The organism is Nocardia neocaledoniensis, assembly GCF_029868625.1.
Lineage (GTDB): Bacteria > Actinomycetota > Actinomycetes > Mycobacteriales > Mycobacteriaceae > Nocardia > Nocardia neocaledoniensis_A.
In genome coordinates this window covers 1-10,126 of sequence record NZ_JARWOJ010000068.1, presented here as the reverse complement: position 1 = coordinate 10,126, position 10,126 = coordinate 1, and the positions used below count along the sequence as shown (strand labels likewise).

Here is a 10,126-nt window from a genome sequence, read left to right as displayed (position 1 = left end):
TCCGGGTACAGCACCTTGTCGAGGTTGCTGAGCTCAACCTCGATCTCCGGCTCACCCGGCGGACCCCGGAACTCCCGGCGGACCATCGACGTGCTTCGGCGGCGGGGACCGATCAGCTCCGGCCCCCGCCAACTTTCGGGTGCCTGGGGTAAGACCCGCGCGAGGGCCTCGGCGTCGACGGGCGCCTTCGGCTTGGGGCGCGGCTGGAAGAACGCCGGGATCAGCGTCAGCAACGCGAGCACGACGGTGACCCAGTAGGTGGTGCTGAACGCGTCGGCGGCCAGTTCCAGTCCCTGCTCGATGATCGAGGGCGGGATCTGCGCGGCCAGGTCCGGCTGGACGGTGGCACCGATCGCCATCTTCGCCTCGGGGTGATCGTTGAGCTGAGCCGCGAGCACCACCGACATCGTCGCCGTGCCGATCGAGGCGGCGGTCTGGTTGATGATGTTCATCAACGTCGACCCGCGCGCGACCTGAGCGTGCGTGAGCGTCTGGATGGCGGCGGTCATCACCGGCATCATGGTGCAGCCCATGCCGAGACCCATCACGAACAGCGCGCCACCGATCACCAGGTAGGAGGTATCGGCGCCGAGCTGGGTGAACCCGGCCAGACCGAGGGTGATCAGGGTGATGCCGAACAGGACGATCTTGCCCGGTCCGATCTTGTCGACCAGGAAGCCGGCGATCGGCATCGTCAGCATGGCGCCGATGCCCTGGGGCGCCATGAGCAGGCCCGAGTCGAAGGCCGTCTCACCACGGACCTGCTGCAGGTAGTTCGGCAGCAGGAAGCCCGCGCCGAAGAACGCCGTCGCGAACAGCGACATGGTGAGCACCGAGAAGCGCAGCGAGGTGTTGCGGAACAGGCGCAGATCGATCAGCGGGTGCTCGGTGCGCAGCGCGTGGAACACGAAGGCCACCAGCAGGATCGCGCCGATGATCGCCGGGATCAGCACGCGCCCGGCGAGCACGGTGCCCTTCTCCGGGATGGAGGAGACACCGAACAGGAACAGCGCCAGGCCGGGCGAGGCCAGCAGCATGCCGACGAAGTCGAACGCTTCCGAGGGCTTGGGCTTGTCGCGCTCGAGCACGATGAACGCCAGCACCAGCGCGATCAGACCCAGCGGCAGGTTGATCAGGAAGATCCAGTGCCAGCTGAAGGAGTCGATCAGCCAGCCGCCCAGGATCGGGCCGCAGATGGGGCCGAGCAGCATGGGCACGCCGAGCACGGCCATGACCCGGCCGATCCGCTGCGGGCCCGCGGCGTGGGTCATGATCGTCATGCCCAGCGGCATGAGCATGCCGCCGCCGATGCCCTGGATGACGCGGAAGGCCACCAGCGACTCGATGCTCCACGCCATCGAACACAGCACCGACCCGATGATGAAGAAGGTCAGCGCCGTCAGGTACAGGCGTTTGGTGCCGAAGCGGTCGGCGGCCCAGCCGGTCATCGGGATGACCGAGGCCAGGGCCAGGGTGTAGCCGGTCATCGTCCAGGCGACGACCTCGACGGAGGCCTGGAAATCGGTCATGAAGGTCGGAATCGCGACGGTGACCACGGTGATGTCGAGAATCGACATCACGGCACCGAGGACGACCACGCCGGCCACCTTGAGAACGGCGGCGTCGAGCTTGTCGGGAGCGGGATCGGCGGCGCCGATATCCGGAGGTTTCGTCACCGGTTAACAGTGGCACCTTTCCTTCGCGATGACCAGTGAAATTTTCTGTTCGTCGACAGCGCCCGGGTCAGACCGGGGCGAATGTCGCCGCCGCGCGCACCGCCACCGCGGTCGATTCCGGGGCGGCGGGCAACAGCGGCAGACGCACCGCCGCACTGGGAATCAGACCCTGGTCGGCCAGGACCGCCTTGACGACCGTGGGGTTGGGTTCGGCGAACAACGCGGCGCCGAGCGCGTCCAGGCGATGGCCGAGCGCCCGTCCCCGGGCGGCGTCGTCGGCGAGCCAGGCCGCGATCAGCGCGGCGTAGGCGGCGGGCGCGACATTGGCCGCCGCCAGGATCCCGCCCCGCGCGCCGAGCGCCAGCAGCGCCGAGGCGAAGCGGTCGTCGCCGCACAGCACCGTCGTCGTGGCTCCTGCCCGCGCCAGCAGTTCTACGCTGGCCGCGTCGACGCCGCCGACCGAATGCTTGAACCCGGCGATGTTCGGGATTTCCGCGAGCCGCACGAGCGTGTCCCCGCTGAGCGGGCGCGCGGTGCGATAGGGCACGTCGTAGACGAGCAGCGGTGCGGGACTGGCCGCGGCCAGCGCGGTGAAGTGCGCGACCACGCCCTCCTCGCTCGGCCGGACGTAGTACGGCACCACGGCCAGCACGGCCGCCGCCGGATACCGCAACGCGCCGACGGCGCGCACCGATTCGGCGGTGGCGTTGCCGCCGGCGCAGACGATCAGCGGCGCGTCACGTTCGGCGCACACGGCGGCGCAGCGATCGAGGACCTCCGTGCGCTCGTCGGCGGTGAGCGCGGAGGGCTCGGCGGTGGTGCCCAGCGCGACCAGCCCGGTCGCGCCCGCGTCGAGAACGCGGTGCGCGTGGGCTTCCAGTGCGGCGGGAGCCACGGCGCCGTCTGCGGTGAACGGCGTGATCATGGGGACGAACAGGCCCTGCATCGATGTCATGGCTCCATCGTCGAGGTCGGCAATACATCAGGTCCAGTTCACATTCGTGACGTGCTACGTAAGCTGAACTGATGCTGGACGTCCGCAAGCTCCGCCTGCTGCGCGAACTCGCCCACCGCGGCACCATCGCCGCTGTCGCCGAGGCGCTGCGCTACACGCCCTCGGCCGTGTCCCAGCAGCTCACCGCGCTCGAACGCGAGGCAGGGGTGTCCCTGCTCGTCCGCACCGGCAGGCGCGTCACACTGACCCCGGCCGCACACGTGCTCGTGGGGCACACCGAGACCATCCTCGCCGCGCTCGAACGCGCCGACGCGGAACTGGCCAGGGTCGGCGACGAACTCGTCGGCACCCTGCGCATCGGCGCGTTTCCCACCGCGGCACGCACCCTGCTCTCCCCAGCCCTGGTCGGCCTGAGCACCGAGCACCCGCGCCTCGAGCTCACCGTCACCGAGATCGATCCGGCGAACGTGCCGGACGCGTTGCGCGCGGGCACCCTCGACATCGCGCTCACCCACGACTACGACCTGGTCCCCGCCACGCCGGACCCGGCCATCCACACCGAACCCCTCTACACCGAGACCGTCCACCTCGCCACCCGCGATCCCGCCCCGGCCGACGACCCGTTGCGCGCGCACCGCGATTCCCCCTGGATCGCGGGCACACCCGGAACCCTCTGCCACACCGTGACCCTGCGCGCCTGCCAGGCAACAGGTTTCACGCCCCACATCCGCCACCACGCCGACGACTTCGACACAGTCCTCGCCCTGGTCGCGGCGGGCGCCGGCACCGCCATCGTGCCCGCCCTCGCCCTGCACTCGCCACCGCCGGGCATCGCACTGGCTCCGCTGACCACCCGCCGCCACACCCACCTGGCCTACCGCAACGGCACCGCGACCCACCCCGCCCTCCGCGCCGCGCGCACCGCCCTGCGCGCCGCGGCGGGGGAAACAGCCTGAAGCACCGCCGTCGCCGACACCGCGCGTGACCGCTTCCGGATACCAAGCCACGCACCGCACGCCGGCCCGCAAGATTTACGACGCCCCAGCCCAACGCACGTTCAGGTCGGCCGGATCGAACTCCTCGCAACACAGGCCGACCGATCGACCACGAACCACAGGCCGAGGTTTCCTACGAGTGCAGGACAGCAACCACGGAAGTTCGGTCGGGGTCAAAAGTCGTCGTCAGTGCCTTCGCATCGCGAAATATGGTGACGCTGATCGTGCTGCCACCGACGAAAGATATCCGTGCCGGGCAGGCCCCTTCGGACTCGAGCCACACCAGTGCCTGCCTGCTGAAAAGCCCGCCGCGCTCCCGAAGCCATACGCGGCAGCCGGAGTCGAAAGCGTAGTAGGGCACCGCGACCACTTCATGACGGCCATCGGGGCTGACCACGGTGTTCTCGACCTTGCCGGGATCGTCGGACAAGGCTGCTATCAACGACGTCGATATCCACAGCGGTAACGCCACCAGCGTGACGACAGCAACGAACATCCTCCACACCCACTTGCGGTACCGGCTCAGCGTCGGAGCGCACACGAAGCAGAGCACCACGGCAGCCGTCCACAACATCGGGGCGGCGACCAGGGGGATGCCGTCGAACCGGTAGAAGCGCACTGCCAATCCATCTCCGGGCACAGCGATGAACCACGCCGCGATCGCTGCGGCGAACACCACGGGGACGGCGAGCAATCCGCCGAGCCGTACTCGGCTCCGCGTCTCATCCGCCCCGCTCACGCGCACTTCCGAGGCGATGGAGGACATTCAAGCCGATTTCTCGCGTTGCGGCGCGCGCTGCCGGGTGCGGGTGGCCGTGACGGGGTCGATCTCGGGCATGGACCACTGCGCGGAGAGCGCGAGGCTGGGTTCGCGCCCCGAGGCCACGTGCCGATAGGCGATCTCGGCGGCGGCCTCGGCATCGCCCGCCGCGATCGCGGCGTAGAGGTCCTCGTGCTCGTCGCACTGGGTGCCGGGATCACGCTCCTTGGTCAGGTGGAACAGCCAGCGCACGCGAGATTCCAAGGGGCGCAGCAACGATTGCAGCAGCGGGTTGCCCGAGACCTCGACGATGCGCGCGTGGAAACCGGCGTTGGCGGCCGCGATCGCGGCCTGATCGCCTGCGGCGGTGGCGCGGCGCGCGGCCTCGAGCTGCTCGCGCAAGGCGGCCAGGTCGGCGGGCTCGGCCCGCTCGGCGGCGAGCCGGGCGGCGAGCACCTCCAGGCTCTCGCGGACGTCGAACAGATCGCGCACGTCGGTGACGGTGAACGGAGCGACGATCGCGCCCTGCCTGGGCACGATCACGACCAGCCCCTCCCGCTCGAGCAGTTGCAGCGCCTCGCGCAGCGGGATGCGCGAGATCTCGAGTTCGGTGGCCAGGTCGCGTTCGACCAGCCGCTGTCCCGGGCTCAGCCGCAGGTCGACGATCCGATCGCGCAACTCCTCGTAGGCCCGATCCCGCAGCGACTTCTTCGCCGGTTCCTCCGCCACCGCACCGTCCTTCCGCTCCTGTCCGACTCCAACCGTAGCGGCGCGCACGGCGAGCGACCGTTTCTTACGTTTCGGTAATCCGCCTGTCATCTGCGGGCCCCAGGCTGACACTTAACGGTATACCGCTAAGCGTGCGGTTCGTCAGATCAAGGAGTACCCCGTGCACAAGTCCACTCGGCGCGCGATCGCCTTCGGCTCGGCCGCACTGGCCGCCGCCGCCCTGCTGTCGGCCTGCGGCTCCTCCGACTCGGCCGCCTCCGGCGGCAAGCTGAAGGTCGGCGTGTTCTTCCCCGGCTCGCTCTCGGACACCGGTTTCATGCAGTCGGGGTACCTCGGCTACCAGCGCATCGCCGAGAAGCTCGGCGACAAGGTGGAATTGAGCAAGGTCGAGCAGGTCGCCGCCAGCGACTACCAGCAGGCGCTGGTGCGTTTCGCCTCGACCAACGATCTGGTGATCTCCCTCGGCGGGCAGACCGACGCCGACGTCCGCAAGGTCGCGCCGCAGTTCCCCGACGTGAAGTTCGTCGAGATCGGCGGCCCCGCCGACGCGAAGCCCATGGCCAATCTCGCCTACTACGACCCGCAGCAGGCCGAGGCCGAGTTCCTCAGCGGCGCCGTCTCGGCCGCGGGCGCGAAGACCGGCGCGGTGGCCTTCGTCGGCGGTGTCGAACTGCCCGCGATCGTCAACGCCGCCAACGCCTTCGGCAACGGCGCCCGCTTCGCCAAGGCCGACGTGAAGGTGCTGACACCGCAATACGTGGGTGATTTCAACGATCCGGCCAAGGCCAAGCAGGCCGCCCTGGCCGACTACGGCGCGGGCGCGGGGGCGCTCGGGCAGATCGTGAACCTGGGCAAGGCCGGGATGGAGCAGGCCGCGGCCCAGTCCGGCGCGACCATGGTCGGCGGTCCGATCCCCGGCGATTGCGCCAACCCTGTCTACCTGGGCTACGTGCACACCGACATCGGCGCGGAACTCGAGTACGCGGTGAACGCGACGCTGGACAACTCGTGGAAGGCCGAGAACGTGCGGTTCGGGCTCACCTCGCCCAACAACGGCACCGATTTCGTGCTGTGCAGCAAGGACCCCGCCGTGGCCGACGCGCTCACCAAGGCGAAGTCGGCGCTGGCCACCGGCGCGGTGAAGCCGTACTGAGCCCATGAGCGCACCCGCGTTGACCCTGCAGGGGTTGGGCAAGAGTTTCGGTGACGTGCGGGCCCTGCACGATGTGGACGTCACCGTGGAATCCGGCACCGTGCACTGTGTGCTCGGCGAGAACGGCGCGGGCAAGTCGACGCTGTGCAACCTGGTGTTCGGCGGCTGCCGGCCCGACACCGGCCGGATGATGCTGGGCGGCACCGAGTTCCGGCCCGATTCCCCCGCCGCCGCGATGGCCGCCGGCGTGGCCATGGTGCATCAGCACTTCAGCCTCGTCACCACCATGACGGTCGCGGAGAACCTGCTGCTCACCCAGCGGGGCGCCCGGCTGCGTCGCCGCGAGCTGACCGACCGGCTCGACGAGATCGCCGCGCGCTATCGCCTGCGGGTCGACCTCGACCAGCGGGTGGCCGCCATGCCGGTGGGCGCGCGGCAGAAGGTCGAGATCGTCAAGGCGCTGCTGCCCGATCCGTCGCTGATCCTGCTCGACGAGCCCACCGGCGTGCTCGATCCGGCCGAGATCGACGCGCTCATCGACACCTGCCGGGCCGTGGCCGCCGACGGCAAGGCCGTGGTGCTGGTGACGCACAAGCTCGGCGAGGTCGCCCGGGTCGCCGACGCCGCGACCGTGCTGCGGCGCGGCACCGTCGCCGGCGGCGGGCGGATGTCGAACACCGGCATCGCCCAGCTGCTCACCGCGATGGTCGGGCGCACGGCAGCCGATCTGGATCCGACCGTCGCCGCCACCATCGGGCTCGAATCCGCCCCGGAGCCGGAGTCCGGTCCGCGGCCGGAACAGACCGAACCGACAGGCGACACCGCCTCGCCCGCACCGGTTCTCACCGTCGACGGCATCACCGTGCGTCGCGACGACGGGAGCACCGCGCTCGATGACGCGCACCTGATCGTGCGCCCCGGGGAGATCGTCGGGATCGCCGGCGTCGAGGGCAACGGGCAGAGCGAGCTCCTCGCCGTCCTCGCGGGCGGCACCGCGGTGCACGGCGGCACCGTCACCCTCGACGGCGTCGACATCACCGCCGCGCCACCGGCGACCCGGACCCGGCTGGGCCTCGGTGTCGTCCCGGAGGACCGGCACCGCGACGCGATGGTCGCCGACATGACCCTGGCCGAGAACCTGTTCCTCGGGCAGCTCGGCCGCTTCCGGCGCTTCGGGCTGCTCGACCGGCGGGCGATGGGCCGCGCCGCGGCGGCCGAGCTGGCCCGCTTCGATGTCCGCGCGGCCGGACCGTGGGTGCGGATGGGCTCGCTGTCGGGCGGCAACCAGCAGAAGGTGGTCCTGGCCCGCGAGCTGTCGGCCACGCACCTGCGCTGCCTGGTCGCCGGGCAGCCGACCCGTGGATTGGATATCGGCGCGGTCGATTTCGTCCTCGCCCAACTGCGCCGGGCCGCCGCCGACGGGTGCGGGGTCCTGGTGGTGTCGAGCGAGGTGCCCGAGCTGCTCGCGCTGTGCGACCGGGTCGTCGTCGCCTATCGCGGCGCCCTCGCCGGACCGGTCGACACCGCCGATCCCACGGCGGCACACCAGATCAGCGAACTCATGATGGGAGTGTCGGCATGACCGCCACGAACGCGAGCCCGCCCCCGGGGCGCCCCGCCGAGATGCGGCGGCTCGACCCACGACAGTGGGCGCACCAGCCGATCGTCGTCGCCGCCGCGGCCATGGTGGCGGCGGGACTGATCGGGTTGGTCCTGGCCGCCCTGGCGGGCGCGGCCCCCGGTGCCACCATGACCGCCCTGTGGGAGGGGATGTTCGGCAGCGACTACGCCGTCGGCGCCTCGCTCAATGTGGCGGCCACACTCATGCTGGTCGCGGTCGGCTTCACCATCGCGCATCGGGCCGGGCTGGTGAATGTCGGTGGCGAGGGCCAGATCTGCGCGGGCGGCATCGCCGCCACGGCGATCGGCACCACCATGACCGGCGCCCCCGCCGCGCTCACGCTGCCCGCGGTCCTGCTCGGCGCGGCCGCGGCCGGCTGGCTGTGGGCCGCGATCGCCGCCGCTCTGCGGGTCCGGCGCGGGACCAGCGAGATCATCACCACGCTGCTGCTCAACTTCGTCGGCCTGGCGATGGTGCTGCTCGTGGTGCACGAGCCCGCGCTGCTGCGCCAGCCGGTGACCTCCTCGGAGACCCTGCCGCAGTCCGAACCCCTCACCGCCGCGGCCCATCTGCCGCTGCTCGGGATCGAACGCTCCCCCGCCACGATCGCCCTGTGGATCGCCCTGGTCGCCGCGCTGGGCACGGCGATCCTGGTGCGCCACACCGCGCTCGGCACCCGGCTACGAGCGGTCGGGCTCAACCCCGACGCGGCCGACCGGCTCGGTGTTCCGGTGCGGCGGCTGCGTTTTCTCAGTTTGTCGGGGGCAGGCGCGTTCGCGGGGCTGGCCGGTGGGCTACTCGTGGCCACCGCGCCGTTCGTGCTCGCGGAGGGGTTCTCCTCCGGGTACGGGTTCTCCGGTCTGGTGGTCGGGCTGCTCGCGCGGGGCTCGCTGGCCGCCGTGGTCGCCGTCTCGCTGTTGCTCGGTTTCCTCGTCTCCGGCGGGATCAACCTGCAACTGGCGGTCGACGTCCCCGCCTCGACGATCTCGGTCGTCGAGTCACTGATGATCGTGTTCATCGCCGGCGCCGCCCTGTGGACCAGGAGCGCGCGCCGATCCGAGCCGGCGCGGCCCGAGCCGAGCGCGCAGGTCGGCAGCACCGACACCACCGATCTCGCAGGAGCGTCCCGATGAGCCTCGACACGGTCACCGACATCGCCACCAGCGGCATCGGATTCACCCTGCCCATCCTCGTCGCCGCCGGCGGGGAGCTGATCAGCGAGCGCGCCGGTGTCCTCAACCTGAGCCTCGAAGCGATGATGCTCACCGGCGCCTTCGCCGGCGTACTCGGCGCCGTCGGCACCGGATCCCCCGTCCTCGGCGCCCTCACCGCCGTGGTCGCGGCCCTGGTCTTCGGTGTGCTGCAAGCGATCTGGAGCATCGAGCTGCGGGCCGACCAGATCGTGGTCGGCATCGCCAGCAACGCGCTGGCGCTCGGTGCCACCACCTACGGTGCGCGACTGCTCCTCGCCGACGGCAAGGGCCAGAGCGTGCCCGGCTTCGATCCCCTGCGCATCCCGCTGCTGCACCGCATTCCGGTCGTCGGTCCCGCCCTGTTCGGGCAGACCGCCCTCGGCTACGTGTGCATCGCCGTGGTGGCCGCCCTGGCGGTCGTGTTCTCCCGCCGCACCAAGCTCGGTCTGGTGATCGACGCGATCGGTGAGGACGCCGTCGCCGCCGACCGCACCGGTCTGTCCGTGCGCGCGGTCCGCGCCTGCTGCGTGCTGCTGGCCGCGTTCGCCGCCGGTCTCGGCGGGGCGCAGCTCGCGCTGTCGGAGGTGCATTCGTTCAGCGACAACATGACCGGCGGCATCGGCTACCTCGCCGTGGTCGCGGTGATCGCGGGCCGCTGGCGCGCGCTCGGGGTGATCTGGGCGTCGGTGTTCTTCGGCATCGCGCAGGCATTGCAGTTCGCGCTGCCCGCCCTCGGGATCGATGTGCCGTTCGCGGTGCTGGTGATGCTGCCCTACCTGATCGCGATCGTCGCCGTCAGCGGCCTGGTCGGCAACAGCCGCTCGCCGCGCGACCTGACCGTCGCCTTCGCCCGAACCTCCTGACCCGCACCCATTTTCGAGGAGCTGCCCCCGTGACCCTGATCCTGTCGCATTCCGATGTGACCGCCGTGGGGGGCCCCCCCCCCGGGCGGGCCCCCGGCGGGCCGGGCCCCCCCCCCCCCCCCCCGGGCGCCCCCCCGGGGGCCCCCCCCCCCCCCCCGGCACACCCCCCGGCCCCCGGGGG

9 protein-coding genes are annotated in these 10,126 nt (G+C 71.1%); 5 read left to right on the top strand and 4 right to left on the bottom strand.

The annotated features are described in order from the left end of the window. Both QH270_RS04275 and dapA read right to left on the bottom strand, forming a co-directional pair. Positions 1-1,676, bottom strand: a 1,676-nt coding sequence (locus tag QH270_RS04275) for a DHA2 family efflux MFS transporter permease subunit (RefSeq protein WP_280338998.1), incomplete at its 3' end; no start/stop codon positions are given. A gap of 67 nt (positions 1,677-1,743) precedes the next feature. Then, on the bottom strand, positions 1,744-2,631 hold the full coding sequence (dapA, locus tag QH270_RS04270; RefSeq protein WP_280338997.1) for a 4-hydroxy-tetrahydrodipicolinate synthase: 888 nt from the start codon (positions 2,629-2,631) through the stop codon (positions 1,744-1,746). Between the two features lie 71 nt (positions 2,632-2,702). On the opposite strand from dapA, the gene QH270_RS04265 reads away from it, so the two are divergent. Continuing rightward, positions 2,703-3,587 carry a LysR family transcriptional regulator gene (locus QH270_RS04265; RefSeq protein ID WP_280338996.1) on the top strand — a complete coding sequence of 295 codons (885 nt, stop codon included), beginning with the start codon at positions 2,703-2,705 and terminating at the stop codon, positions 3,585-3,587. Between the two features lie 172 nt (positions 3,588-3,759). On the opposite strand, the gene QH270_RS04260 is transcribed toward QH270_RS04265, so the two are convergent. Both QH270_RS04260 and QH270_RS04255 read right to left on the bottom strand, forming a co-directional pair. Then, positions 3,760-4,392, bottom strand: a complete 633-nt coding sequence (locus QH270_RS04260; protein WP_280338995.1) for a hypothetical protein — start codon at positions 4,390-4,392, stop codon at positions 3,760-3,762. Continuing rightward, on the bottom strand, positions 4,393-5,115 hold the full coding sequence (locus QH270_RS04255) for a GntR family transcriptional regulator (protein WP_280338994.1): 723 nt from the start codon (positions 5,113-5,115) through the stop codon (positions 4,393-4,395). Between the two features lie 160 nt (positions 5,116-5,275). On the opposite strand from QH270_RS04255, the gene QH270_RS04250 reads away from it, so the two are divergent. The 4 genes from QH270_RS04250 to QH270_RS04235 are packed head-to-tail and all read left to right on the top strand — an operon-like array spanning position 5,276 to position 9,945. Continuing rightward, positions 5,276-6,268, top strand: coding sequence for a BMP family protein (locus tag QH270_RS04250; RefSeq protein WP_280338993.1), 993 nt, complete (start codon positions 5,276-5,278; stop codon positions 6,266-6,268). Between the two features lie 4 nt (positions 6,269-6,272). After that, positions 6,273-7,850, top strand: a complete 1,578-nt coding sequence (locus QH270_RS04245) for an ABC transporter ATP-binding protein (RefSeq protein ID WP_280338992.1) — start codon at positions 6,273-6,275, stop codon at positions 7,848-7,850. Between the two features lie 41 nt (positions 7,851-7,891). After that, positions 7,892-9,022 (top strand): ABC transporter permease, encoded by a 1,131-nt coding sequence (locus QH270_RS04240; protein WP_280338999.1) that lies wholly within the window; start codon positions 7,892-7,894, stop codon positions 9,020-9,022. Continuing rightward, positions 9,019-9,945, top strand: a complete 927-nt coding sequence (locus QH270_RS04235; RefSeq protein ID WP_280338991.1) for an ABC transporter permease — start codon at positions 9,019-9,021, stop codon at positions 9,943-9,945. The genes QH270_RS04240 and QH270_RS04235 overlap by 4 nt, the downstream gene beginning before the upstream one ends. The last annotated feature ends 181 nt before the right edge of the window (positions 9,946-10,126 follow it).